This is a genomic window from Mycobacterium sp. PTI7 (assembly GCF_056679845.1).
Genome location: NZ_CM155252.1, coordinates 623,555 through 648,112, shown reverse-complemented (window position 1 = coordinate 648,112; position 24,558 = coordinate 623,555). Strand labels below are relative to the sequence as shown.

The window sequence follows — 24,558 nt, the reverse complement described above, 5'->3', positions numbered from 1 at the left end:
GTGAGGGAAGCACGATGACGACCGCCGAGAACACGGCCGGCGCGCAGTCGGCGCCCACCGACGTCGAGATGGTGTCGCTGGTGATCGACGACCACCGGATCAGCGTCCCCAAGGGCACGCTGGTGATCCGCGCCGCGGAGCTGATGGGCATTCAGATCCCCCGCTTCTGCGATCACCCGCTCCTCGAGCCGGTCGGCGCGTGCCGGCAGTGCCTGGTCGACGTGGAGGGGCAGCGCAAGCCGCTGGCCTCGTGCACCACGACCGTCACCCCCGACATGGTGGTCCGCACGCAGCTCACCTCGGAGGTCGCCGACAAGGCGCAGCACGGGGTGATGGAGCTGCTGCTGATCAACCACCCGCTGGACTGCCCGGTGTGCGACAAGGGCGGTGAGTGCCCGCTGCAGAACCAGGCGATGTCCAACGGCCGGGCTGACACCCGCTTCACCGACGTCAAGCGCACCTTCCCCAAGCCGATCAACCTGTCGACCCAGGTGCTGCTCGACCGCGAACGCTGCGTGCTGTGCGCCCGCTGCACCCGGTTCTCCAACCAGATCGCCGGCGACCCGTTCATCGAGCTGCTGGAACGTGGTGCGCTGCAACAGGTCGGCATCGCCACCGACACGCCGTTCGACTCCTACTTCTCCGGCAACACCGTCCAGATCTGCCCGGTCGGCGCGCTCACCGGCACGGCGTACCGCTTCCGTGCGCGGCCGTTCGACCTGGTGTCGTCGCCCAGCGTGTGCGAGCACTGCTCGTCCGGTTGCGCGCAGCGCACCGACCACCGGCGCGGAAAGGTGTTGCGCCGCCTCGCCGGTGACGATCCCGAGGTCAACGAGGAGTGGAACTGCGACAAAGGTCGCTGGGCGTTCACCTATGCGCGGCAGGGCGACCGGATCGCGACGCCGCTGGTGCGCGACGCCGACGGCAACCAGCGGCCCGCCTCGTGGTCGGAGGCCGTCGCGATCGCGGTGCGCGGCCTCACCGCGGCAGGCGCCCGCACCGGCGTCCTCGTCGGCGGCCGCAGCACGCTCGAGGACGCCTACGCGTATGCCAAGTTCGCGCGGATCGTGCTCGGCACCAACGACGTCGACTTCCGCAGCCGGGCCCACTCCGACGAGGAGGCCCGCTTCCTCGCCGCCGCCGTCGCCGGACGCACCATGGCCGTCACCTACGCCGACCTGGAGGCCGCACCCGCCGTCCTGCTCGTCGGGATCGAGCCCGAGGAGGAGTCGCCGATCGTCTTCCTGCGACTCCGCAAGGCCGCACGCAAGCGAGGACTGCGGGTCACGTCCATCGCGCCGTTCGCCACCCGCGGTCTGGAGAAGATGAGCGGCACGCTCGTCGCCACCCCGCCCGGCGGTGAGGCCGCCGCGCTCGACGCCATGACCGCCGACGTCGTACCGGGCACCGTGATCCTGGTCGGCGAGCGCCTCGCCACCTCCCCGGGCGCCTACTCCGCGGTGCTCCGGCTGGCCGACGCGACCGGTGCCCGCGTGGGCTGGATCCCGCGCCGCGCAGGCGATCGCGGCGCACTCGAGGCCGGCGCCATGCCGAACCTGCTGCCCGGCGGCAGGCCGCTCGACGACGCCGCCGCCCGCGCCGAGGTCGCCGCCGGCTGGCACGTCGACGACCTGCCGGAGACCCCGGGCCGTGACACGGCGGGCATCGTCGCGGGCGCAGCCGACGGCAGCCTCACCGCCCTGCTGATCGGCGGCGTCGAACTCGCCGACCTGCCGGACCCCGCCGCCGCGCTCGCCGCCGTCGACGCCGCACCGTTCGTGGTGAGCCTGGAGGTGCGGCACAGCGCCGTCACCGAGCGGGCCGACGTCGTGTTCCCCGTCGCGCCGGTCGCGGAGAAGGCCGGCTCCTTCCTGACGTGGGAGGGTCGGCTGCGGCCCTTCGAGCCCGCGCTGCCACCCGAGGCCACCGCCGACATGCGCGTCCTCGCCGCACTGGCCGACGAGGTGGGCGTGGACCTCGCGCTCCCCGACGCGGCCGCCGCGCGCGCCGAGATCACCGGCCTGGGCGCGTGGCAGGGCGCCCCGGCGACGGCGCCCGACGTCGCCGCCCCCGCCGTCGAGCCGCCCGCCGCGGGCACCGCGGTGCTCACCGGCTGGCGGCTGCTGCTCAACCAGGGATCGCTGCGCGGCCGACTGCAGGACGGCGAACCGCATCTGGAGGGAACCGCACGGCCCGCCGTCGTCCGGCTGTCCGCGTCGACCGCCGCCGGGATCGGCGTCGCCGACGGGGGTCTCGTCACCGTGGGCGACGGCGCGACGCTGCCGCTGGCCGTCACCGACATGCCCGACGGCGTGGTGTGGGCGCCGCTGGGTGCCGTCCCCGCCGCGGCAGGCACCACCGTCGCCCTCGCACGGGCGGGTGACGTGACGTGACGTACCCGGACCTCAGCTCGTTCGGCCACGACCCGTGGTGGCTGGTGCTCGGCAAGTCGCTGGGCATCTTCGTGTTTTGCCTGCTGACGGTCCTGGTCGCGATTCTCGTCGAACGGAAGGTGCTGGGCCGCATGCAGATGCGGTACGGCCCCAACCGCGTCGGCCCGTTCGGCCTGCTGCAGAGCCTCGTCGACGGCGTGAAGCTGGCGCTCAAGGAGGGCCTCGTCCCGGCGGGCGTCGACAAGCCGATCTACCTGCTGGCGCCCGTCATCGCCGTGGTCCCGGCGATCATGGCGTTCGCGGTCATCCCGCTCGGCGGCATGGTGAGCGTCTTCGGCCACCAGACCCCGCTGCAGCTCACCGACCTGCCGGTCGCCGTGCTCTACGTGCTGGCCGTGACGTCGATCGGCGTCTACGGAATCGTGCTGGCGGGCTGGGCATCCGGCTCCACCTACCCGCTGCTGGGCGGACTGCGGTCGAGCGCCCAGGTGGTCTCCTACGAGATCGCGATGGCACTGTCGTTCGCCGCGGTGTTCCTGTACTCGGGCACCATGTCGACCTCGGAGATCGTCGCCAAGCAGCAGCACCTCTGGTACGTCTTCCTGCTGCTGCCGTCGTTCCTGATCTACGTAACCGCGATGGTCGGCGAGACCAACCGCGCCCCGTTCGATCTCCCCGAGGCCGAGGGCGAACTCGTCGGCGGGTTCCACACCGAGTACTCGTCGCTGAAGTTCGCCATGTTCATGCTGGCGGAGTACGTCAACATGGCGACGGTCTCGGCGCTGGCCACCACGCTGTTCCTCGGCGGCTGGCAGGCGCCCTGGCCATTCAGCCTGATCGACGGCGCCAACACCGGTTGGTGGCCGCTGCTCTGGTTCATCGGCAAGGTCTGGGCGTTCCTCTTCCTGTTCATGTGGCTGCGCGCCACGCTGCCCCGTATGCGCTACGACCAGTTCATGGCATTGGGGTGGAAGGTCCTCATCCCGATCTCGCTGGCGTGGATCATGACCGTCGCCGTCGTCCGGACCCTGCGCACCGAGGGCTACGGCGCGATCGCCGTAACCCTGGTGATCGCGAGCGCCGTCGTCGGCGTCGGGCTGCTTGTCTATCTGTCGACAACGTTGCGCCGCAGACGGATCCGGCTCGACCCGGGACCCGCCCCCGACTCGGGCGCGTTCCCGACTCCCCCGATGCCCGTGAAGGAGGCCATTCGGAATGCCTAAGTTCATCGATGCGATCGCAGGGTTCGGTGTCACGTTCAAGGCGATGTTCCGCAAGCCGATCACCGAGCAGTATCCGGAGGAACCCGGCCCCACCGCGCAGCGCTATCACGGACGGCACCAACTCAACCGGTACGAAGATGGACTGGAGAAGTGCATCGGGTGCGAGTTGTGCGCCTGGGCCTGCCCGGCCGACGCGATCTTCGTCGAGGGCGCGAGCAACACCGACGCGGAGCGGTTCTCCCCCGGTGAGCGCTATGGTCGCGTCTACCAGATCAACTATCTGCGTTGCATCGGCTGCGGGCTGTGCATCGAGGCCTGCCCCACCCGGGCGCTGACCATGACGAACGACTACGACCTCGCCGACGACAACCGCTCGGACCTGATCTACGGCAAGGACAAACTGCTCGCGCCCCTCACATCGGAGATGACGGCGCCGCCGCACGCCATGCTCGTGGGCAGCACCGACGAGGACTACTACCGCGGCAACGTCGGCGCCGACCGGCTGAAGATCGCACCCAAGGAATCGCTGCTGTGACGGCGGACCTCGCGGTGCTCGCGGCCGACGCGGCGTTCCGCACGTCGACCGGTGAGGCCGTGCTGTTCTGGACCCTCGGCACCCTCGCGGTCGTCGCCGCCGTGGGCGTGGTCGCGGCGCCGAAGGCCGTCTACTCCGCGATCTTCCTGGCCTGCACCATGATCATCCTCGCCGTGCTGTACATCGCCCAGGACGCGGTGTTCCTCGGCGTCGTGCAGATCGTCGTCTACACGGGCGCGGTGATGATGCTGTTCCTGTTCGTGCTGATGCTGATCGGCGTCGACTCGTCGGACTCGCTGGTGGAAACCATTCGCGGACAACGCTTCGCCGCGGTGGCGGCGGGCAGCGCGTTCGGGCTGCTGCTGATCGCCGGGGTCGGCAACGTCTCCGCGAACGGGTTCACCGGACTCGAGCAGGCCAATGCCGGCGGCAACGTCGAGGGGCTCGCCGCGCTGATCTTCGTCCGCTACGTGTGGGCGTTCGAACTGACCAGCGCACTGCTGATCACCGCGGCGCTGGGCGCGATGGTCCTCGCGCACCGCGAGCGGATCGACCGCCGCAAGACCCAGCGCGAACTGGCCATCGAGCGCTTCGCCGAGGGCGGTCACCCGACGCCCATGCCAAACCCGGGTGTCTTCGCGCGGCACAACGCGGTCGACGTCCCCGCCCGCCTGCCGGACGGGTCGGATTCCGAGCTGTCGATCAGCGCGATCCTGACGCCGCGGCGGGGTGACCGGTGAACCCCGACAACTACCTGTACCTGTCCGCGCTGCTGTTCACGATCGGCGCTGCGGGGGTCCTGCTGCGGCGCAACGCGATCGTCATGTTCATGTGTGTCGAGCTGATGCTCAACGCCGCCAACCTCGCGTTCGTCACGTTCTCCCGCATGCACGGTCATCTCGACGGACAGGTGGTCGCCTTCTTCACGATGGTCGTCGCCGCGTGCGAGGTGGTGGTCGGGCTGGCGATCATCATGACCATCTTCCGGGCCAGGCGGTCGGCGTCGGTCGACGGCGCGAACCTGCTGAGGCACTAGGCCCCATGACGCTTCCGGTGTGGCTGCTCATCGCACTTCCGTTGGCAGGCGCCACGATCCTGCTGCTCGGCGGACGCGCGACGAACGCGTGGGGTCATCTGCTCGGGACCGCCACCGCGGTGGGATCGTTCGCCGTCGGCGTCGTGCTGTGGCTCGACCTGCTCGGCCGGACCGCCGAGGACCGGGTGGTCGGCGAGACGCTGTTCTCCTGGGTGCCGGTGGCGTCGCTGCGGGTGGACTTCGGCCTGCAACTCGACCAACTGTCGGTGTGCTTCGTCCTGCTGATCACCGGCGTCGGCTCCCTGATCCACGTGTACTCGATCGGGTACATGGCGCACGACCCCGAGCGCAGGCGCTTCTTCGCCTACCTCAACCTGTTCGTCGCGGCGATGCTGCTGCTGGTGCTCGCCGACAACTACCTCGGCCTCTACGTCGGGTGGGAGGGCGTCGGCCTGGCGTCCTACCTGCTGATCGGCTTCTGGTCGTACAAGCCGTCCGCGGCGACGGCCGCCAAGAAGGCGTTCGTGGTCAACCGGGTCGGTGACATCGGCCTGGCCGTCGCGCTGATGGTGATGTTCGCCCAGACCGGAACCGTCTCCTACACCGGCGTGTTCGACGCGGCCGACCAGATGTCGCCGGGTGCGCTCAACGCGCTGGGCCTGCTGCTGCTGCTGGCGGCCTGCGGCAAGTCCGCCCAGGTGCCGCTGCAGTCGTGGCTCGGCGACGCGATGGAGGGTCCGACGCCGGTGTCGGCGCTGATCCACGCCGCGACCATGGTGACCGCCGGGGTGTACCTGATCGTGCGGTCCGGGCCCGTCTACGACCTCGCCCCGGAGGCGCGGACCGGTGTCGTGGTGGTCGGCGCCGTCACCCTGCTCTTCGGCGCCGTGATCGGCTGCGCCAAGGACGACATCAAGAAGGCCCTCGCGGCGTCGACGATGTCGCAGATCGGCTACATGGTGCTTGCGGCCGGGCTCGGCCCCGCCGGCTACGCCATCGCGATCATGCACCTGCTCACCCACGGCTTCTTCAAGGCCGGCCTGTTCCTCGGCGCCGGATCGGTCATGCACGGTATGGACGACGAGACCGACATGCGCCGCTACGGCGGGCTGCGCAGGTACATGCCGCTGACGTTCGTCACGTTCGGCCTCGGTTACCTCGCCATCATCGGCGTCCCCCCGCTGTCGGGCTTCTTCTCCAAGGACCCGATCATCGAGACCGCCTTCGCCGCAGGCGGTGTCAGGGGCATCCTGCTCGGCGGGGCCGCGCTGCTCGGCGCGGGCATCACCGCGTTCTACATGACCCGGGTGATGATCCTGACGTTCTTCGGGGAGAAGCGCTGGAGGGAGCACGTGCACCCGCACGAGTCGCCGGCGATCATGACCGGACCGATGATCGTGCTGGCCATCGGATCGGTGGGCGCGGGTGCACTGCTGGCCATCGGCGGCACGCTCGAGCACTGGTTGGAACCGGTGGTGGGCGCCTACGAGGCCCACCACGTCGTCCCGGCCTGGGTCATGACCACCATCACGATGGCCGTGATCGCCGTCGGCGTGGCGGTCGCCTGTCGGATGTACGCCACCCGCGCGGTCCCGGAGACCGCGCCGCTCGACGTCTCGGCGCTGACCGTCGCCGCCCGCCGCGACCTCTACGGTGACGCCGCCAACGAGGAGTTCCTGATGCGGCCGGGCCAGCGCGTCACCTCCGGGCTGGTCGAGATCGACGACGACGGCATCGACGGCGTCTCCCGCGGACTCGGCACCCTGGTCGGCGGGACGTCGGAACGCCTGCGGCAGTTCCAGACCGGCTTCGCCCGCAGCTACGCGCTGTCGATGCTCGGCGGGGCCGCACTCGTCGTCGCCGCGATCCTGGCGGTGCGGGTGTGGTGACCCCCTGGCTGACCATACTGTGGGCCGTGCCGATGCTGGGCGCGGTCGTCGTGATCCTGCTGCCCTCGGCCGCCGGACGTCTCGCGAAGTACGCGGCCCTGGCGGTGTCGCTGGTCGTGCTGGCCGTCACGGTGCTGCTCGCCGTCCAATTCGACCCCGCCGGTGAGCAGTACCAGTTCGTCGAGGACCACGCCTGGATCCCCTCGTTCGGCACCGGGTACATCCTCGGCGTCGACGGCATAGCGCTGGCCCTGGTCGTCCTGACAGCGGTACTGGTGCCGCTGCTGATCGTCGCCGGGTGGAACGACGCGGGTGACCGGGCGCGGTCGGCACACACCTACTTCGCGCTGATCCTCGCCGTCGAGGGCATGGTACTGATCTCGCTGACGGCACTGGACGTCCTGCTCTTCTACGTCTTCTTCGAGGCGATGCTCATCCCGATGTACTTCCTGATCGGCGGGTTCGGCGGCGGCACAGCGCCGGGCCGCTCGGGGTCGAAGGTCGCCGCCGGGGCGGCTCCGAAAGCAGCGGTGAAGTTCCTGCTGTACAACCTGTTCGGCGGACTCATCATGCTGGCCGCCGTCATCGGCCTCTACGTCGCGACCGCGGGCAGCGACGCGTTCGACGCGGGCACGTTCGACTTCCGCGCCATCGTCGACGCGGTCGCGAGCGGCCGCCTCGACGTCGACCCCGCCGTGCTGAACCTGCTGTTCCTGGGCTTCATGTTCGCCTTCGCGGTCAAGGCCCCGCTGTGGCCGTTCCACCGCTGGCTGCCCGACGCCGCGGTCGAGTCGACGCCCGCCACCGCGGTGCTGATGATGGCGGTGGTCGACAAGGTCGGCACGTTCGGCATGCTCCGCTACTGCCTGCAGTTGTTCCCCGACGCGTCGATGACGTTCCGCCCGTTGGTGATCACGCTGGCGGTGATCGGCATCGTCTACGGCGCGGTGGTCGCGATCGGACAGACCGACGTGATGCGGCTGATCGCGTACACGTCGATCTCGCACTTCGGCTTCATCATCCTCGGCATCTTCGTGATGACCAGTCAGGGGCAGTCGGGCTCGACCCTGTACATGGTCAACCACGGCATCTCGACCGCGGCGCTGTTCCTGATCGCGGGATTCCTGGTGTCGCGCCGCGGAACCCGGGCAATCGCCGCCTACGGCGGGGTGCAGAAGGTGGCGCCGGTGCTGGCGGGCACGTTCCTGGTCGCCGGCCTGGCCACCCTCTCACTACCCGGCCTCGCGCCGTTCGTCAGCGAGTTCCTGGTGCTCATCGGGACGTTCACCGTCTACCCCGTGTTCGCGGTCCTCGCCGCACTGGCACTCGTGCTGTCGGCGGTCTACATCCTGTGGGCCTATCAGCGGATGATGACCGGGCCGGTGACCGACGGCAACGAGAAACTCCGCGACCTGGTGCCGCGGGAACTCGTCGTCGTCACACCGTTGATCGCGCTGCTGCTGGTGCTGGGCGTGTACCCGAAGCCGGTCCTCGACGTCATCGACCCGGCGGTGGGGCACACCCTCACGACCATCGGCCAGCAGGATCCCGCACCCCGCGTCGTGCAGGAAGGACCCAGCCGGTGAACCTCGTCCCACCCGTCGTCGAGTACGGCCTCGTCTCCCCGATGCTCATCGTGCTCGGCGCCGCGATCCTCGGCGTGCTCGTCGAGGCGTTCCTCCCCCGCCGCACCCGGTATCCCGTCCAACTCGTCGTGGCGCTCGGCGCCCAGCTCGCCGCACTGGTGGCCGTCGTCGTGCAGTGGCGCGACCTCGGGGCGTCGGCGGGCCGTACCGCGGTGATGGGGTCGGTCGCGGTCGACCGGCCGGCACTGTTCCTGCAGGCCACGATCCTGGTGATCGGCGTCCTCGGCACACTTCTGATGGCGGAGCGTCGGATCGCCTCCGAGGTGGGCGCCGAGGAGGGGGCGAGCGGCCTCGACGCCTTCACCCCGCAGGCGTCAGCCGTACCGGGCAGCGTCGCCGAGAAGCTCGCCACCAAGGCCGGCATCGCGCAGACCGAGGTGTTCCCGCTGACGATGTTCGCGATCGCGGGCATGATGCTGTTCGGCGCCTCCGAGGACCTGCTCACGATGTTCATTGCGCTGGAGGTGTTCTCGCTCCCGCTGTACCTGATGTGCGGGCTGGCGCGGCACCGTCGGCTGATGTCGCAGGAGGCCGCGCTCAAGTACTTCCTGCTCGGGGCGTTCTCGTCGGCGTTCTTCCTCTACGGCATGGCGCTGCTGTACGGCTACTCGGGCGGCCTGACGCTCGGCGGCATCAATGACGCGGTCGCCCGCGGCGCCGGCAACACCACGATGGCGCTCGTCGGCGTCGGGCTCCTGTCGGTGGGCGTGCTGTTCAAGGTCGGCGCGGTGCCGTTCCACTCCTGGATCCCCGACGTCTACCAGGGTGCACCGACTCCCGTCACCGCGTTCATGGCCGCCGCCACCAAGATCGCCGCGTTCGGCGCCACCCTGCGGATCTTCTACGTCGCGCTGCCCGGCCTCGAAGACGACTGGCGACCGCTGATGTGGGCCATCGCAATCCTGACGATGGTGGTCGGGACCATCACCGCGGTGTCGCAGACCGACGTGAAGCGCATGCTGGCGTACTCGTCGGTGGCTCACGCCGGCTTCATCCTCACCGGTGTCATCGCGCTCAACGAGACGGGACTGTCGGCGACGCTGTTCTACCTGGCCGCCTACGGCTTCAGCACGCTCGGCGCCTTCGCGGTCGTCAGCGTCGTGCGCACCGCCGACGGCGTCGAGGAGACCGACATGTCCCGCTGGGCCGGACTCGGTCGGCGGCATCCGCTGGTGGGCGTCGTGTTCTCGCTGTTCCTGCTCGCCTTCGCCGGAATCCCGCTCACCAGTGGCTTCGTCAGCAAGTTCGCGGTGTTCAAGGCCGCCGCCGAGGGTGGCGCCGCGCCGCTGGTTATCGTCGGCGTGTGCGCCAGCGCCGTCGCGGCGTACTTTTACGTGCGGGTGATCGTGCTGATGTTTTTCACCGATCCGCCCGACGACGCACCCACCGTCGTGGTGCCGAGTTCGCTGAGCATGGCGACCGTGACGCTGTCGGCGGCGATCACCCTCGCTCTCGGTGCGCTACCCCAACCGCTCCTCGACCTGGCCAACGGGGCAAGTCAGTTCGTGCGCTAACGTGCCCGCCATGAGCGATCTGGTGGTCGTGGCCGATCACGATGCCGTCCGGGTACTGACCCTCAACCGCCCGGAGTCCCGGAACGCGTTGAATCGCAACCTGATCCGCGCGCTCTACGACGCGCTGGTCACGGCCGACGCCGACGACGCCGTGCGTGCAGTGGTCCTCACCGGCACCGACCCGGCATTCTGCGCGGGGGTCGACCTCAAGGAGGCCGCCCGCGACGGGCTCGACTACTTCGCGGAGTTCAAGAGCCAGAGCTGCATCACCGCCGTCGCCGAGATGCGCACCCCCGTCGTCGGCGCCATCAACGGGGCCACCTTCACCGGCGGCCTCGAGATGGCACTCGGCTGCGACTTCCTGATCGCCTCGGAACGCGCCGTGTTCGCTGACACCCATGCGCGCGTGGGGATCCTGCCCGGCGGCGGCATGACCGCCCGGCTGCCGCAGGTGGTCGGCTCGGCGATGGCCCGCCGGTTGTCGATGACCGGCGAAGTGATCGACGCCGCGCGTGCCGAACGGATCGGCCTCGTCACCGAGGTGGTGCCGCACGGCCGGCTCCTGGACCGCGCACTCGAACTCGCCGGCCGCGTCGCCGACGTGCCCGGTGCCACCATGGCGGGTCTCAAGGAAATCTACGTCCGCGGTGCGGCCACCGTGACGGGGCCCGCACTCGCCGCCGAAGGTGAGATCGCCGGAACGCACGACACCGACTTCGCGGGATTGGACCAGCGCCGTCGCGACGTTGCTTCGAGCAACAGGGCCCAGATCAACCCGGAGGTAGCGCTGTGACCAGCATCGAGGCCGACCTCGTCGTCATCGGATTCGGCAAGGGCGGCAAGACCCTCGCCGCCACGCTGGGCAAGCAGGGCAGGCGCGTGGTGATGATCGAGCGCTCGGCCCAGATGTACGGCGGCACCTGCATCAACATCGGGTGCGTGCCCACCAAGTCGATGGTGTTCGCCGCCGAGGAACTGTCGGCGGCATCGGCCGACCCGGCCGCGTACACCGCAGCGGTTCGGGCCACCGCGACGCTCACTTCGGATCTGCGGGCGCAGAACTTTGCGATGCTCGACACCATCCCCGGCGTCGACGTCCTCACCGGCACCGCGTCGTTCGTCGACCCGCACACCGTCACCGTGCGCACCGACGACGGCGAGGTGACGGTCACCGGGCAGACCTTCGTCGTCGGCACCGGCTCGGAACCGATATGGCCGGACGTGCCTGGGCTACAGGGCAATCCGCGCGCGGTGACGAGCACCGACCTGCTCTCGACCGAGGAGCTGCCGCGACGCCTGGTGGTCCTGGGCGGCGGATACGTGGGACTCGAGTTCGCGGCCATGTACGCCGGCTACGGCGCCCAGGTGACGATGCTCGAGCGCCACCACGCCATCCTCGGCCGCGAGGACGACGACGTCGCCGCGTGCGCGGCAGACCTGATCACCGAGGCCGGCGTCACGCTGATCACGTCGGCGGAGGTGACCGCCGTCGACGGCGCCACCGTGCACTACGCGGTGGACGGCGCGGCCGCCACGGTCGACGGCGACCTGATCCTGGTGGCGCTCGGCAGGCACCCCGTCACGACCGACCTCGCGCTGTCGGCCGCCGGGATCGCCACGGGCGCAGACGGTTCGATCGAGGTCGACGAGCACCTGCGCACCAGCGTGCCGCACGTGTACGCGGTCGGCGACGTCAACGGCGGCCCCCAGTTCACCTACATCTCGCTCGACGACTACCGCATCGTGCTCGACCAGCTGACCGGCAGCGGGTCGCGCAGCACGGCGGACCGGCGCGCGGTGCCGTACACGTTGTTCATGACGCCACCGCTGTCACGGGTGGGCCTGACCGAACGCGAGGCACGCGCGGCGGGGCACGCCGTGCGGGTGGCGGCCCTGCCGGTGGCGAAGATGGCCACGGTGCCACGTGCCCGGATCGTCCATCAGCCCAGGGGGATGATGAAGGCCGTCGTCGACGCCGAGACCGACGAGATCCTGGGTGCCGCGCTGCTCTCCTACGACTCGCACGAGGTGATCAACACCGTCGCGCTGGCGATGCGCCACGGCATCACGGCGTCGGCGTTGCGCGACGAGATCTACACCCACCCGTCGATGACGGAGGCGTTCAACCAGCTGCTCGGCGCCCTGGCCTAATCGGTCGCGGGGTCGTCGTCCGAGCCGGCCATCAGCACGTTCCAGGCCTCGCGACGCTTGCGGTCCTGCACCTCGCGGCGCCACTGCGTCCCGCGTCTGCTGAACTGGCCCTCGGCCGCCTGCTCGGCGACCTCCACGATCCGGCGGCCCAGCACGAGGGCCTCGCCGATCGTCATGGTCAGCAGGACCCCTGCCCGGTCGCCGTCGGGCCTGCCCACGGGGTCGACCACCACCCGCGCGGTCTCGGCGCGGCCGTCGGCGTCGTCGGTCCAGGGCGGAGTGGAGTACACCTCGGGCACCCCGTCTTCGTCGTTCACGGTCAGCTGCACGTACATGCCGTCAACGGTACTGGTCACGCCTTGACGCCGTGGGTGATGATCGCCGCGGCCTGGTCGACCCAGGCGTCGTCGAGCGGGCCACCCGGGTCGAGCAGGATGCGAAGAAGCGTTGCGCCGCCCACGATCTCGATCAGCCGGGCCGGGTCGACGCCGGGATGCACCTCGCCGTGCGCGATCGCGTGCTCGAGGCGCTCCCGTACCAGGTCGAAGAGGCCGACGAAGCGGCTCACCACGCGGGCATTCAGGTCGGCGTCCGCGGCCATGTCGGCGATCAGCCCCGGCAACGCCGCCCGCACGACCGGGGTCACGAAGACGTCCCGGGTGGCCGCGATCATCGCCCGCACGTCGCCCTCGATGTCGCCCTCCGGCTCACCCAGCGCCGTCGGCGCGGCGGGGAACGCCGCCTCGTGCACCAGCTCGGCCTTGCTCGACCAGCGGCGGTACAGCGCGGTCTTGGTGGTGCCGGCTCGCTCCGCCACGGCGGCCATCGTCACGGCGGCATAACCGATCTCGACGAGTAGGTCCGCGGTGGCCTCGAGTATGGCAACGTCGATGCGCGGGTCGCGTGGCCTGCCCGCGCCCGGGGTCTCGACAACCGTGGACGGGTCTGCTTTCATAACGCTACTCACCGTATCGTATTGATCGAGAGGGCGTCTTCCGTGGCGAACGAACCGGCTGTCGAAGACGTCAGCCGCCTGCAGCACTCCTCCCGCGACACCACCACGCTGCCCGCTCTGCTGTCGACGTGGCTGTCGACCGTCATGCCCGGCGGGGTGGCCCCGGACGTCACCGTGGAGAGCGGCGTCGACTCGAACGGGATGTCGTCGGAGACGATCATCCTGACCGGCCGCTGGCAGGACGGCGGCCGAACCGTCGAGCAGCGGTGGGTGGCACGCGTCGCCCCGACCCCCGAGGACGTCCCCGTCTTCCCCACCTACCGGCTGGACCACCAGTTCGAGGTGATGCGGCAGGTGGGTGAGCTGACCGACGTCCCGGTCCCCCGCGTCCGGTGGATCGACGACGCGGGCACCGTGCTGGGCACACCGTTCTTCCTGATGGACCTCGTCGACGGCCAGGTGCCACCCGACGTCATGCCCTACACGTTCGGCGACAACTGGTTCGCCGACGCGACGCCCGACCGGCAGCGCGAACTGCAGGACTCGACCGTCGAGGTGCTCGCCAAGCTGCACTCGATCCCCGACGCCGCCACGCGATTCGGCTTCCTCACCGACGTCGACCCGCCCGGGGACACCGCGCTGCGCCGACACTTCGGCTGGCTGAAGGACTGGTACGAATTCGCGGTCCCCAACATCGGCCGGGCGCCCACCGTCGAGAAGGCGCTCGCGTGGCTCGAGGACAACTTCCCCGACGACGTCGCCGCGTCGACGCCCGTGCTCGCCTGGGGCGACTCGCGGATCGGCAACGTGCTCTACCAGGACTTCCGGCCCGTGGCCGTCCTCGACTGGGAGATGGCCACCGTCGGTCCGCGCGAACTCGACGTCGCCTGGATCGTGTTCGCCCACATGGTGTTCCAGGAGCTGGCCGGACTCGCCGGACTGCCCGGCCTGCCCGACGTGCTACGCGAGGACGACGTCCGCGCCACCTACGAGTCGATGACCGGCCAGACGCTGGGCGACCTGACGTGGCAGCAGGAAGTAGGACAGTACGGAGAACGCGGCGTTGCGGGCGCGCACCACCCGGTGGGCGAGCCCGTCGGGTAGGAATCTCCGGATGGCCTGCACCATCGGGTCGACCCGCGCCATTGACATCATGTAGGTCGGCGAGCGCTGCAGCCCGGTAGAGCTTCTCCGTGCCGTCCGGCGACGAGGTGCGCAGCGTCCAGGTGTCGGTGGTGGAGTCCCACTCGGCGGACGCGACGCGGGTGTCGAACCGGATGTTCCGGTCGATACCGTGGTGGCGCGCCGCCGCGGTGAGGTAATCGCGGATGTCGCCGCCGTCGGCGACGTTCTCCGGCCTGGTCCAGGGCTCGAAGGGCAGGCTCAACGTGAAGATGTCGCTGTCCGAGCGGATGCCCGGGTAGCGGAACAGGTCCCACGTGCCGCCGATGCGCTCGCGGCGTTCGAGGATCGTGTACGTGAGCTTCGGGTTCTTCTCGTGAATGCGGTAGGCCGCTCCGATGCCCGAGATGCCCGCGCCGATGATCAGGACGTCTGAGTAGTCCGCGTCGCCAATGACACCCACGGCGAACCTCCTTTGGTGAGCCGATGGACCAGACCTCTGGTCCCGCTGCGTACCACCACCCTAGGTGGTCGGTCCGCGCCCCGGGGAGATCGGCGCGAAAAGGAGCGGTACGCGCTCCGGGACGCGCCGGAGTCGCCACACTGGACGTGTGGCGGACGTGGTGGTGGTCGGGGCGGGATTCGCGGGATTGACGGCGGCACGGGTGCTCGACCGGCGCGGACTGGACGTCGTCGTCCTGGAGGGTCGCGACCGCGTGGGCGGCCGCTCGCACACCACCACGATCGCCGGCGTACCGATCGACCTGGGCGGCACCTTCGTCGGCCCCACCCAGGACGCCGTGCTCGCGCTGGCCGCCGAACTGGGCTGCCCGACCACGCCGACCTACAGCCGGGGCAAGAACCTCATCCTGTGGCGCGGGCGGGTGCGGTCCTACCGCAGCACGATCCCCAAGCTGTCGATCCTCGAACTGCTCGACGTCTCCCGCATCCAGTGGCGGTTCGAGCGGCTCAGCCGCCAGGTGCCGGTGGACCGCCCGTGGGACTCACCGATCGCCGAGCGGCTGGACGCGACGACGCTGGAGGCGTGGCTGCGGTCGGTGCACGCGGGGGCCTCCACCCGCGACCTGATGGCGCTCGTGTCCCGCGTGACGTGGGGATGCGAGCCCGACGCGGTGTCGATGCTGCACGCCGTGCGCTACGTGAAGGCCGCGGGCGGCATCGGGCCGATGCTCGACGTGCAGGGCGGCGCGCAGCAGGACCACTTCCCCGACGGCACCCAGTCGATCGCGCTGCGGATGGCCGAGCAACTCGGCGACCGGGTCCGGCTCAACGCGACCGTGACCCGCATCGAACGGACCGGCGACGGCGTGGTGGTGCACACCGGCGCCGGGGCGACGCCCGCACGCGCCGTCGTGGTGACCGTTCCGCCGCAGCACCGCGCCGCGATCGCATTCGACCCGCCGCTGCCCGACGAGCACGCACGGCTGGCCGAGCACTGGCCGCAGGGCAATCTCAGCAAGGCGTATGCGGCGTACGAGACGCCGTTCTGGCGCGCCGACGGGCACTCGGGCCAGGCGCTGTCCGACGACGGGCCGGTGTTCATCACCTTCGACGTCAGCCCGGCCGACGGCCCGGGCGTGCTGCTCGGCTTCACCGACGCCCGCACCTTCGACCCGCTGACCACCGAGCAGCGCCGCGAGCGGGCGCTGTCGTGCTTCGTCGACCTGTTCGGCGATCGGGCGGCGATGCCCATCGACTTCGTCGAGCACTGCTGGGGCACCGAGAAATTCGCGCCAGGCGGGCCCACCGCGGCGGTGCCGCCGGGGTCGTGGACGCGGTACGGCCGGGCGCTGCGCGCGCCGGTCGACGGGGTCTTCTGGGCGGGCACGGAGACGGCCGACACGTGGACCGGGTTCCTCGACGGCGCCGTCCGTTCGGGGCGACGCGCGGCGGGAGAGGTCGGCGCGTACCTGACGGCGAGTACCTGACGGCTAGGAGCTGAGCCGCTCTTCGCGGATCGACTCGACCAGGCCGCGCAGTTGGGCGTTGACGGCGTTGGGACGTTCGAGGATGGCGCAGTGCCCGCCGCTCAACTCCACGAACGACGCGAGGTTGGGGGCATTGGCGGCGATGCGGCGTGCGGCCGCGATGGGCAGCAGCCGGTCGCCCCGGCTGCCGATCACCAGCGTCGGCACGGTCAGGTTGGTCAGGCCGATGTGGTTCTCGCCCACCGCATCCACCAGCACGCGGGCCCAGCCACCACGGCCGGCGGGCGGGGTCTTGGCGAAGAGGTCGAACACGAAGTCGGCGATCGCGGGGTCGGCGTCCCGGCCGACGGCCAGCGTCGACACGAACCGGCGGGTCTGCGCGATCGACCCGGGCAGAAGCGGCGCCGAACCCAGCCGCTTGAGCAGCAGACCGCCCGCGCGTACCCGGCCCGCCGCGAACCGCTCCGGCACCGGGAGGAGCTGCACGTTACGCAGCAGTTCGCCGGAGGTGGTGTTGATCAGTGCGACGGCGTCGGCGTACTGCCGCACCCGCGCCGGATACCGCTGGGACCACGCCTGAATGGCGATGCCGCCCATCGAGTGTCCGGCGATGAGCGCCTTCTCGCCGGGTTTGAGCGTCGCGTCGAGCACGGCGTCGAGGTCGGCGGCCAGGAAGTCGAGGCCGTAGCCGCGCCGCTTGGGCACGCCGCTGCGGCCGTGCCCGCGGTGGTCGTAGGCGATCACCCGGTAGTCGCGGGACAGGTCGGTGATCTGGTTGGCCCACACGCGGATGGCGCAGGTGATGCCGTGTGCCAGCACGATCGGGTAGCCGTCGGAGGGTCCGAACACCTCGGTGTGGATGCGGGTGTCGTCCGTGGAGTGCACCATCAGGGTCTTGCCCTTGGGCATGTCGGCGACCGGCGCGTAGTGCCGCAGTCGTGGACTCACCGGACCTCCCTCCGCCACGGCACCCTTGTCGCGGCTCGGAAGAGTCAACTACGCCGACTTGACGCGTGTCAACAGTTGGCGTTCGTCAGCGTGGCATGACCAGGACCGGCTTGACCGCGGTCCCGGACTTCGCCGCGTCCCAGGCGGCGTCGAACCGGTCGAAGTCGAATCGGGTCACCATCTCGCCCAGCGGCAGGTCACCGCTGCGGACCAGGTCGGCCAGCCGCGGGATGAACGCGTGCGGATCGCTGTCGCCCTCCACCACGCCGCGCAGCCGCAGACCACGGGCCATGATCAGGCCGACGGGCAGCGGCGCCGTCAGCGCGCCGAGCCCGACGAGCGCGAGGGTGCCCTGGGCGCGCAGTGCCGCGCACGCGCCGGTGATCACGTCCGGTACCGCCGTCGTGTCGATCGCCAGCGTCGCGCCGCCACCGGTGGCCTCGACCACCGCCGCGACGACGTCGCCGTCGGCCGGGTCGAGGACGGCCGTGGCGCCCAACGTCGTTGCCAGGGAACGACGCTCGGCCACCGGGTCCACCGCGACGACCGTGCGGCACCCCGCGATCCGCCCGCCCATCACCGCCGACAGACCCACGCCGCCGGCCCCGAACACCACCAGCGCGTCGTCGGCGCCGGCCGCCAGGGCGTTGAGCACGGTGCCGACACCGGTCTGAACGCTGCAGCCCAGCGGGGCCGCGAGCGCGGGATCGATCGCCTCCCCCAGCGGAATGGCGTTGGCCGACCTCGCGAGGGCGTGGGTCGCGAAGCTCGACTGACCGAAGAAGCCGCCGCGGATGGGCACGCCATCGAGCCGCAGCGCGCTCAAGTCGTCGCCACGGTCGCCGCGCATGTTGCGCGTGGTCGCATGCTCGCAGTAGGCGGGCGCGCCGGACGCGCAGCTCGCGCATCCACCGCAGCTGTCGAAGGTGAGCACCACCTGCTCGCCCGCGCGGACCCTGGCGTCGGGCCCGGCGTCGACGACGGTGCCCGAGCCCTCGTGCCCGAACGTCATGGGCAACCGCTTGGCGGGCCACCTCGCGGCGAGGCTCACGTCGGTGTGGCAGATGCCCACCGCGTCGAGCCGCACCAGCACCTCGTCGCCGACCGGTGGCCGGATCTGGACGTCGGTCAGTCGTGGGTCGGATCCCTCGTCGTGCAGGACGGCGGCGCGTGCGTCGATCACCGGGGGATGTTAAATGGTCTGGATGCGAGCCATACGAGTAGCCCGACTGGACGGTCCGCACGCCGCAGAACTGGCGGAGGTCGACGAGCCGACGGGAGACGGCGTCGTCATCGACGTCCACGCCGCGGGCGTCGCATTCCCCGACGCCCTGCAGACGCGCGGAAAGTACCAGCACGCGCCGGAATTGCCGTACACGCCGGGCGCCGAGATCGCCGGAGTGGTGCGCAGCGCCCCCGCGGGTGCGCACGTCTCGACCGGTGACCGCGTCGCCGGGCTCACCATGCTGTCCGGCGGGATGGCCGAAGTCGTTGTGCTGCCCGCTGATCGGGTGTTCCGGTTGCCCACGTCGGTGTCGTTCGAAGCCGGCGCGGGGCTGCTGTTCAATGATCTGACCGTGCATTGCGCGCTGCGCACCCGCGGGCGCCTGGCCCCCGGCGAGACGCTGCTGGTGCACGGCGCGGCCGGCGGCATCGGCACCTCGACGCTGCGCCTGGCCGCCGCCTGGGGAGCGTCGCGCACCATCGCCGTCGTGAGCACCGAGGACAAGGTCGCGATCGCGCGCGCCGCGGGGGCGACGGACGTCGTTCTCGCCGAGCACTTCAAGGACGGGGTCAAGGACCTGACCGGCGGGCGCGGGGTGGACGTCGTCGTCGATCCCGTCGGCGGCGACCGGTTCACCGACTCGCTGCGCTCGCTGGCACCGGGCGGCCGTCTGCTGGTGATCGGCTTCACCGGCGGCGACATCCCGACCGTCAAGGTGAACCGGCTGCTGCTCAACAACGTCGACACCGTCGGCGTCGGCTGGGGAGCCTGGGCCGCAACGCATCCCGGATACCTGCAGGAGCAGTGGGCCGAACTCGAGCCGCTGCTGGCCGCCGGCCTGGTGACCGCGCCGGAGCCGGTCGTCTACCCGATGGAGCGCGCGGGCGACGCCATCGCCTCGCTCGAGGACCGTTCCGCGAGGGGCAAGGTCGTCGTCAAGGTGCGCTAGGCGGTCGGCAGCACCAGCCGGGTGCCCGCCCCGAGGGTGAGGACGTGTTCGCACGGCGTCATCGCGGTGCCGGAGGCCGCGGGATCCCCGGTACCGAGGTTGCGGGCGTAACGGGGGAAGGCGCCACCCGCGACCGTCAGTCGGATCCGGTGGCCGGCCGCGAATCGGTGTGCGATGCCGTCCAATTCGAGGTGGATCGACGACGGCCGGTCCCGGCCGAGGCGCACATAGCCGTCGGCGACGTTGCGCGACACGCCCTTCGAGTCGACCTCGCTGATCCGGACCGCCAGATCGGCCCAGTCCAGGTCGGTGGCGTGGTCGAGTTCGACGCGGGGGTGGCCGATCACCTCGAGGTCGCGATCCAGGACGGCTCCGGTGTAGGCGAGCACGTCGGGCCGGGATGCGAGGACCCCGTCGTCGCGGAATCCGGCTGCCCCGACCGCCAGTCGCCTGCCGCCGATGCTGGGCGTGGGGTCGGCGGGATCGTAGGTGAAGCGGTCCGTCGACGGATCGGGCGCGACGGCGGCCAGTCCCGCGCCCGCCGTCGGATGCAGGACGTGGTCGGTCGCCGTCGGCGGCCAGTCCGGCAGGTCGCGCCACTCGTCGGCGCCCGTCACGAAGATGCGGACCGGGGTCGGATGCCGATGACCGGCAAGCCAATTCAGTGACTCGCGGATCTGTGCTCCCCCGCCCTCGCCGTGGGTCCAGGGACCGATCACCATCGCGACGTCGGCGCCGCGGGCACGCAGTGCGCGGTACTGCTGCAGGGTCTGCTCCAGGAACACGTCCTGCCAGCCGCCGGTGAGCAGCAGCGGGCGGCGCAGTTCGCCGAACGCCTTCGACAGGTTCAGGCGGGCCCAGTACTCGCCGTCGGGGCCCTCGTGCTCGAGCCACGACTCGTACCAGGACGCCTCGGGTCCCAGTACGTCGAGTGCGGCGCGATTGAGCGGCAGCGCCTCCTCCACGGGCCGCAGCCGGCGGGGCGCCTTCGTCGACCGGATGAGCTGGCGGATCCAGCCGCCGTGGGTCTGCCCGGCGATCTGATCGGCCCACGCGAGGAAGTCGCCGAGGGCGAACGATCCGGTGCTCCACGCGGACCGGCCGAGGTCGTGCGGTCCCATCGTGATGACGGCGGTGTCGAAGTCCGGTGGCGGGTCGGTCAGCATCGCCCACTGCGCGTAGCCGAGGTAGGACCCGCCGACGGTGGAGAACGTCCCGGTGAACCACGGTTGCGCGCGCAGCCAGGCGACGGTGTCGGCGCCGTCGGGGATCTCGGCGTGGCCCGGGTCGAAGAACCCCTCCGAGCCGTACGTCCCGCGACTGCTGACGACGGCGACGTGGTAGCCCCGGCGGGCGTAGACGCCGGCCATCACCCGGGCCGGCGGCGCGGTGCGTCCGTAGGGGCCGCGCAGCAGCAGCGTGCCGATCGCCGGGGAGGTCGGTGCGTAGTGGTCGGCGAGCAGCGTCACGCCGTCGCGCATCGGGACGGGGAGGTCGGAGACGACCTGGTAGGACGTGGTCGCGGGCGGCAGCCCGGCGCGGATCGACACGGCGCGTTCGCCGAGCCGTTCGAGCACACCACGTCGCGCGGGCGGGTGGGGTGATGGCGTGGGCGTGGACGTCACGTGCGCCATGATCCCCTAGCCGGTCCGCCGATCGTCGCGCAGCACCACGGCGGCGATGGCGGCTGCGACCGCGGTGAGCCCCAGGATGGTCAGCGCCACCGCCGTCCAGCCGCGGGCGTCGAACGCGACCCCGCCGACCCAGCCGATGGCGCTCGATCCGCCGTAGTAGAACAGGTTGTAGAGCGACGACGCCTGGGCCTTGCCCGCCGGCGCCGACTGCCCGGTCCAGCCCGCAGCGATGGAGTGCGCGCCGAAGAACCCGGCCGTGGCGATCACCAGTCCGACGAGGACGGCGACGAGGTTGTCGCTCAACGTGATCGAGACGCCGGCGGCCATCGTGGCGATCGACGCGAGCAGGATCCGCTTGCGTCCGAACCGCGACGCCTCCGCACCGGCGCGCGACGACGCCCACGTGCCCGCCAGGTAGGCGAGGAACACCAGGCTGATCACCGACGGCGCCAACCCGAACGGCGCGCCCGCGAGCCGGAAGCCGAGGAAGTTGTAGAGCGCGACGAAGCCGCCCATGAGCAGGAACGCCTGCGCGAACAGCGCGAGTTGGCGGGGCGAGCGCAGGTTCGCGGCCAATCGGTGCGCGAGGCTGCCCTCCGGGTTCTCGGCGTGCCTGCTGCGGGGCGTGAAGCCGTGCGGCTCCGGGGCGAGCCTGACGAAGCTGAGCGCGGCGACACCGCACACCACCGCGACGGTGAAGACGCCGATGCGCCAGCCCGCGAACTCGGCGACCGGGCTGGCGACCAGGCGGCCGAGCAGTCCGCCGATCGTGGTGCCCGCCACGAACGTTCCCGCCGCCCGCGCCGCGTGCACGGGATCGACCTCCTCGGTGAGGTAGGCCACGGCGATCGCGGGGACGCCGCCGACGAGGAGTCCCTCGACGAAGCGGCCGGCCAGCAGCAGCTCGTAGGTGGGCGCGAACGGGATGAGCAGGCCCACGGCCGTCGCCATCGTGACCGACGTCGAGATCGCGCGCACCCGGCCGACACGGTCGGCGATCATCGACCACGGGATGACTCCGACCGCGAGTCCGACGGTCGACGCGGAGATCATCAGCGCGGCACTCGCGGCGCCGACGCCGAGGTCGGCGGAAATCAGCGGGAGGACGGCCTGCGGCGAGTACAGCTGCGCGAAGGTGGCGACGCCCGCGCAGAACAGCGCCGCCAGCAGCCGGGAGTACGCGCTCGAGCCCCGGGCATGTCCGGTCCAGGACTGGTCGAGGGAGTTGTCGATGGACACCGGGTCGAGGTTAGGAACGCCTCGTCGATGTGTCCAATGCATGACCGACGCCGACCTCATGTCGGCGGCGCATCACCGGTGGTGACGGCGGGTCAGGACTCCCGCAGGAACGTCGTGAACCGGTGCGCGGGCGGCGACGGCACGCGGTCTGCGTCCCACACCAGCCCGACCTCACGTCGGGCGCCGACGTTGGTCAGCGGAACGTGCACCACCTTTGCCGACGCCGTGTCGTCGTCCTCCCGCGGGACCGGCACCACCGCGACGCCGAAACCCGCGGCCACCAGCCCCTCCATGGTCGGGATCTCGGTGGCCTCGAAGACGATCTCCGGGTCGATCCCGTCCTCGGCCCAGAGGGCGTCGGTGAGCTGCCGCAGACCGAACGGCTGCTCGAGGGCGACGAACGGTTCGCCCGCCGCGGCGCTCATCCGCACCCGCGCGCGGGACGCCAGCCGGTGGCCGCGCGGCACGGCGAGGCACAACCGTTCCGCGTAGAGCCGGTGCCAGGTGAAGCCCGGCGCGGTGGGTCGCGGCGAGGTGATCGCGACGTCGGATCGGCCGGTCAGCACGCGTTCGGTGATCTCGTGCGCCGGGCCCTGGAACAGGTCGAAGCCGATGCCGGGCGCGGACTCCCGGAAGCGGCGGAGCCGGTCGGGCACGTACCAGTTGGCGAGCGAGTGCAGGAACGCCAGCCGCACCCGTCCGGTGTCGGGGTCGCGCAGGGCGGCGATGCGTTCGGTGGCGGACTGCATCTCGGCGAGACTGCGCCGCGCGTGCTCGAGCATGATCCGGCCGTAGGGGTTGAGCCGCAACCTCCGGTTGACCCGGTCGAACAGCGGCGTACCCGCCTGGTCCTCGAACCGGGCCAGCGCACGCGACAGCGTCGGTTGGCTGATCCCGAGTTCGGCGGCGGCCTCGGTGACGTGCTCGGTCTCGGCGAGGACGACGAACCACTGCAGTTCCTCGAGGTGCACGGTTCGACCATAGCCAGCCACGTTTTTGGCGGGGTGTGACCGGGAACTACGTCGCCATGTCACTGACCGTCGCCGTCACCGGCCCCACCGGGGAGATCGGCATCTCCACGATCGAGGCGCTCGAGCAGCACCCCGACGTCACCCGGATCATCGGAATGGCCCGGCGGCCGTTCGATCCCGGCGAGCACGGCTGGACGAAGACCGTCTACCGGCAGGGCGACATCCTCGACCGGGAGGCCGTCGACGGCCTCGTCGTCGAGGCCGACGTCGTGGTGCACCTGGCGTTCATCATCATGGGCACGCGGGAGGAGAGCGCCCGCATCAACCTGGCGGGCACCCGCAACGTCTTCGAGGCCACCGTCGCGGCGCAGCGTCCGCGCCGGCTGGTCTACACCTCGTCGGTCGCCGCCTACGGGTATCACCCCGACAATCCGTCGCCGATCACCGAGGACGTCCCGCCGCGCGGATCCGCCGAGCACTACTACTCGGAGCAGAAGGCGGCCTGCGAGGCGACGCTGGCGGACGCCACTGCAGGCTCGTCGCTGGAGGTGTTCATCCTGCGCCCGTGCATCGTCGCCGGGCCGAAGGCGCCCGCGCTCGCCGACGCCATGCCGTGGAACCAGCTGCCCGACGCCGTCCGGCGAATCACCCGGTCGCTACCGCTGCCGAAGCCGCCCTTCCCCGACCCCGGTACGCCGATGCAGCTCGTCCACCACGACGACGTCGCCGCGGCCATCGCCCTCGCGGTCACCACGACGTCGGCACCCGCGGGCGCCTACAACCTCGCCGGGGACGGCCTGCTGTCGATGTCGGACGTCGGCCGGGCCCTCGGCGCACGGCCGGTGCGGGTGCCGCACGTCGCGGCCGTCGCCACCTCCGAGGTGCTCGCCCGGCTCCCGTTCGTGCCGTCGGCGCTGGAATGGCTGCACGCGGGCCGCGCGTCGGTCGTGATGGACACCAGCAGGGCCAAGGACCAACTGGGCTGGCGCCCCGAGCATTCGGCCGCGGACACGCTCGCTGCGCTGGCCGACGCCGTGAGCCGGACCTGACTCAGGCGCCCACCGACATCTGCGTGATCTGTTTGCACGCCGCGCACATGCCGGCGCTCGGGTAGCCGCACGCGGGGCAGATCGACGACCTGGACGGATCGAGAAGTGACGCGAACGACAGTGCCGACGG

The 24,558-nt window shown here is 71.0% G+C and carries 21 protein-coding genes and 1 pseudogene; 14 read left to right on the top strand and 8 right to left on the bottom strand.

What is annotated here, in order from left to right:
* The first annotated feature begins 14 nt into the window (after positions 1–14).
* From AC1MEY_RS03080 to AC1MEY_RS03035, 10 genes are read left to right on the top strand one after another with little or no spacing between them, the layout of a single operon-like run.
* Positions 15–2,393: an NADH-quinone oxidoreductase subunit G gene (locus AC1MEY_RS03080; RefSeq protein WP_480229269.1), complete on the top strand. Its 2,379-nt coding sequence runs from the start codon at positions 15–17 to the stop codon at positions 2,391–2,393.
* Positions 2,390–3,616 (top strand): NADH-quinone oxidoreductase subunit NuoH, encoded by a 1,227-nt coding sequence (gene nuoH / locus AC1MEY_RS03075; RefSeq protein WP_480229268.1) that lies wholly within the window; start codon positions 2,390–2,392, stop codon positions 3,614–3,616. The genes AC1MEY_RS03080 and nuoH overlap by 4 nt, the downstream gene beginning before the upstream one ends.
* On the top strand, positions 3,609–4,151 hold the full coding sequence (gene nuoI, locus AC1MEY_RS03070) for an NADH-quinone oxidoreductase subunit NuoI (RefSeq protein WP_480229267.1): 543 nt from the start codon (positions 3,609–3,611) through the stop codon (positions 4,149–4,151). The genes nuoH and nuoI overlap by 8 nt, the downstream gene beginning before the upstream one ends.
* Entirely contained in the window at positions 4,148–4,891 is a 744-nt protein-coding gene (locus AC1MEY_RS03065) for an NADH-quinone oxidoreductase subunit J (RefSeq protein WP_480229266.1), read from the top strand. The genes nuoI and AC1MEY_RS03065 overlap by 4 nt, the downstream gene beginning before the upstream one ends.
* Entirely contained in the window at positions 4,888–5,187 is a 300-nt protein-coding gene (nuoK, locus tag AC1MEY_RS03060) for an NADH-quinone oxidoreductase subunit NuoK (RefSeq protein ID WP_163797680.1), read from the top strand. Before AC1MEY_RS03065 ends, nuoK begins: the two co-directional genes overlap by 4 nt.
* 5 nt (positions 5,188–5,192) lie before the next feature.
* The gene (nuoL, locus tag AC1MEY_RS03055; RefSeq protein WP_480229265.1) at positions 5,193–7,076 is read left to right on the top strand and encodes an NADH-quinone oxidoreductase subunit L; all 1,884 of its coding nucleotides are present in this window, start codon (positions 5,193–5,195) and stop codon (positions 7,074–7,076) included.
* A complete protein-coding gene (locus tag AC1MEY_RS03050) occupies positions 7,070–8,662 on the top strand; it encodes an NADH-quinone oxidoreductase subunit M (RefSeq protein ID WP_480229264.1) in 1,593 nt (530 codons plus the stop codon). Before nuoL ends, AC1MEY_RS03050 begins: the two co-directional genes overlap by 7 nt.
* Positions 8,663–8,703: 41 nt before the next feature.
* On the top strand, positions 8,704–10,236 hold the full coding sequence (nuoN, locus tag AC1MEY_RS03045) for an NADH-quinone oxidoreductase subunit NuoN (RefSeq protein ID WP_480231276.1): 1,533 nt from the start codon (positions 8,704–8,706) through the stop codon (positions 10,234–10,236).
* Between the two features lie 10 nt (positions 10,237–10,246).
* On the top strand, positions 10,247–11,029 hold the full coding sequence (locus AC1MEY_RS03040) for an enoyl-CoA hydratase (RefSeq protein WP_480229263.1): 783 nt from the start codon (positions 10,247–10,249) through the stop codon (positions 11,027–11,029).
* A complete protein-coding gene (locus tag AC1MEY_RS03035; RefSeq protein ID WP_480229262.1) occupies positions 11,026–12,387 on the top strand; it encodes an FAD-dependent oxidoreductase in 1,362 nt (453 codons plus the stop codon). Before AC1MEY_RS03040 ends, AC1MEY_RS03035 begins: the two co-directional genes overlap by 4 nt.
* Here AC1MEY_RS03035 and AC1MEY_RS03030 read toward each other — a convergent pair.
* Both AC1MEY_RS03030 and AC1MEY_RS03025 read right to left on the bottom strand, forming a co-directional pair.
* Positions 12,384–12,743 carry a hypothetical protein gene (locus tag AC1MEY_RS03030; protein WP_480229261.1) on the bottom strand — a complete coding sequence of 120 codons (360 nt, stop codon included), beginning with the start codon at positions 12,741–12,743 and terminating at the stop codon, positions 12,384–12,386. The two genes, AC1MEY_RS03035 and AC1MEY_RS03030, sit on opposite strands and share 4 nt — an antisense overlap.
* Entirely contained in the window at positions 12,740–13,342 is a 603-nt protein-coding gene (locus AC1MEY_RS03025; protein WP_480229260.1) for a TetR/AcrR family transcriptional regulator C-terminal ligand-binding domain-containing protein, read from the bottom strand. Before AC1MEY_RS03025 ends, AC1MEY_RS03030 begins: the two co-directional genes overlap by 4 nt.
* A 42-nt stretch (positions 13,343–13,384) precedes the next feature.
* Here AC1MEY_RS03025 and AC1MEY_RS03020 point away from each other — a divergent pair, with 42 nt between their 5' ends.
* The gene (locus AC1MEY_RS03020) at positions 13,385–14,446 is read left to right on the top strand and encodes a phosphotransferase family protein (protein ID WP_480229259.1); all 1,062 of its coding nucleotides are present in this window, start codon (positions 13,385–13,387) and stop codon (positions 14,444–14,446) included.
* On the opposite strand, the pseudogene AC1MEY_RS03015 reads toward AC1MEY_RS03020, so the two are convergent.
* A pseudogene (locus AC1MEY_RS03015) lies at positions 14,375–14,927 on the bottom strand (NAD(P)-binding protein); the annotation flags it as partial. The gene AC1MEY_RS03020 and the pseudogene AC1MEY_RS03015 overlap by 72 nt on opposite strands.
* A gap of 148 nt (positions 14,928–15,075) precedes the next feature.
* On the opposite strand from AC1MEY_RS03015, the gene AC1MEY_RS03010 reads away from it, so the two are divergent.
* The gene (locus AC1MEY_RS03010; RefSeq protein WP_480229258.1) at positions 15,076–16,413 is read left to right on the top strand and encodes a flavin monoamine oxidase family protein; all 1,338 of its coding nucleotides are present in this window, start codon (positions 15,076–15,078) and stop codon (positions 16,411–16,413) included.
* A gap of 3 nt (positions 16,414–16,416) precedes the next feature.
* Here AC1MEY_RS03010 and AC1MEY_RS03005 read toward each other — a convergent pair whose 3' ends face one another.
* Complete coding sequence (locus AC1MEY_RS03005; RefSeq protein ID WP_480231275.1) at positions 16,417–17,322, bottom strand: alpha/beta fold hydrolase; 906 nt, start codon at positions 17,320–17,322, stop codon at positions 16,417–16,419.
* Between the two features lie 124 nt (positions 17,323–17,446).
* Positions 17,447–18,544, bottom strand: a complete 1,098-nt coding sequence (locus AC1MEY_RS03000) for an NAD(P)-dependent alcohol dehydrogenase (protein ID WP_480229257.1) — start codon at positions 18,542–18,544, stop codon at positions 17,447–17,449.
* 22 nt (positions 18,545–18,566) lie between these two features.
* Here AC1MEY_RS03000 and AC1MEY_RS02995 point away from each other — a divergent pair, with 22 nt between their 5' ends.
* On the top strand, positions 18,567–19,535 hold the full coding sequence (locus AC1MEY_RS02995) for an NADPH:quinone oxidoreductase family protein (protein ID WP_480229256.1): 969 nt from the start codon (positions 18,567–18,569) through the stop codon (positions 19,533–19,535).
* Here AC1MEY_RS02995 and AC1MEY_RS02990 read toward each other — a convergent pair.
* From AC1MEY_RS02990 to AC1MEY_RS02980, 3 genes are all read right to left on the bottom strand, one after another.
* A complete protein-coding gene (locus tag AC1MEY_RS02990; protein WP_480229255.1) occupies positions 19,532–21,169 on the bottom strand; it encodes a CocE/NonD family hydrolase in 1,638 nt (545 codons plus the stop codon). The two genes, AC1MEY_RS02995 and AC1MEY_RS02990, sit on opposite strands and share 4 nt — an antisense overlap.
* A 6-nt stretch (positions 21,170–21,175) precedes the next feature.
* Positions 21,176–22,408, bottom strand: coding sequence for an MFS transporter (locus AC1MEY_RS02985; RefSeq protein WP_480229254.1), 1,233 nt, complete (start codon positions 22,406–22,408; stop codon positions 21,176–21,178).
* A 92-nt stretch (positions 22,409–22,500) separates the two neighbouring features.
* Entirely contained in the window at positions 22,501–23,379 is an 879-nt protein-coding gene (locus tag AC1MEY_RS02980) for a LysR family transcriptional regulator (protein ID WP_480229253.1), read from the bottom strand.
* Between the two features lie 56 nt (positions 23,380–23,435).
* On the opposite strand from AC1MEY_RS02980, the gene AC1MEY_RS02975 reads away from it, so the two are divergent.
* A complete protein-coding gene (locus tag AC1MEY_RS02975) occupies positions 23,436–24,428 on the top strand; it encodes an NAD-dependent epimerase/dehydratase family protein (RefSeq protein WP_480229252.1) in 993 nt (330 codons plus the stop codon).
* Positions 24,429–24,558 lie beyond the last annotated feature (130 nt).

Coding starts and splice junctions, on each gene's coding strand:
- AC1MEY_RS03080 (WP_480229269.1), top strand. CDS start 15: ATGACGACCGCCGAGAACACGGCCGGCGCGCAGTCGGCGCCCACCGAC.
- nuoI (WP_480229267.1), top strand. CDS start 3,609: ATGCCTAAGTTCATCGATGCGATCGCAGGGTTCGGTGTCACGTTCAAG.
- nuoL (WP_480229265.1), top strand. CDS start 5,193: ATGACGCTTCCGGTGTGGCTGCTCATCGCACTTCCGTTGGCAGGCGCC.
- nuoN (WP_480231276.1), top strand. CDS start 8,704: ATGCTCATCGTGCTCGGCGCCGCGATCCTCGGCGTGCTCGTCGAGGCG.
- AC1MEY_RS03040 (WP_480229263.1), top strand. CDS start 10,247: ATGAGCGATCTGGTGGTCGTGGCCGATCACGATGCCGTCCGGGTACTG.
- AC1MEY_RS03025 (WP_480229260.1), bottom strand. CDS start 13,342: ATGAAAGCAGACCCGTCCACGGTTGTCGAGACCCCGGGCGCGGGCAGG.
- AC1MEY_RS03005 (WP_480231275.1), bottom strand. CDS start 17,322: ATGCCCAAGGGCAAGACCCTGATGGTGCACTCCACGGACGACACCCGC.
- AC1MEY_RS02995 (WP_480229256.1), top strand. CDS start 18,567: ATGCGAGCCATACGAGTAGCCCGACTGGACGGTCCGCACGCCGCAGAA.
- AC1MEY_RS02990 (WP_480229255.1), bottom strand. CDS start 21,169: ATGGCGCACGTGACGTCCACGCCCACGCCATCACCCCACCCGCCCGCG.
- AC1MEY_RS02975 (WP_480229252.1), top strand. CDS start 23,436: ATGTCACTGACCGTCGCCGTCACCGGCCCCACCGGGGAGATCGGCATC.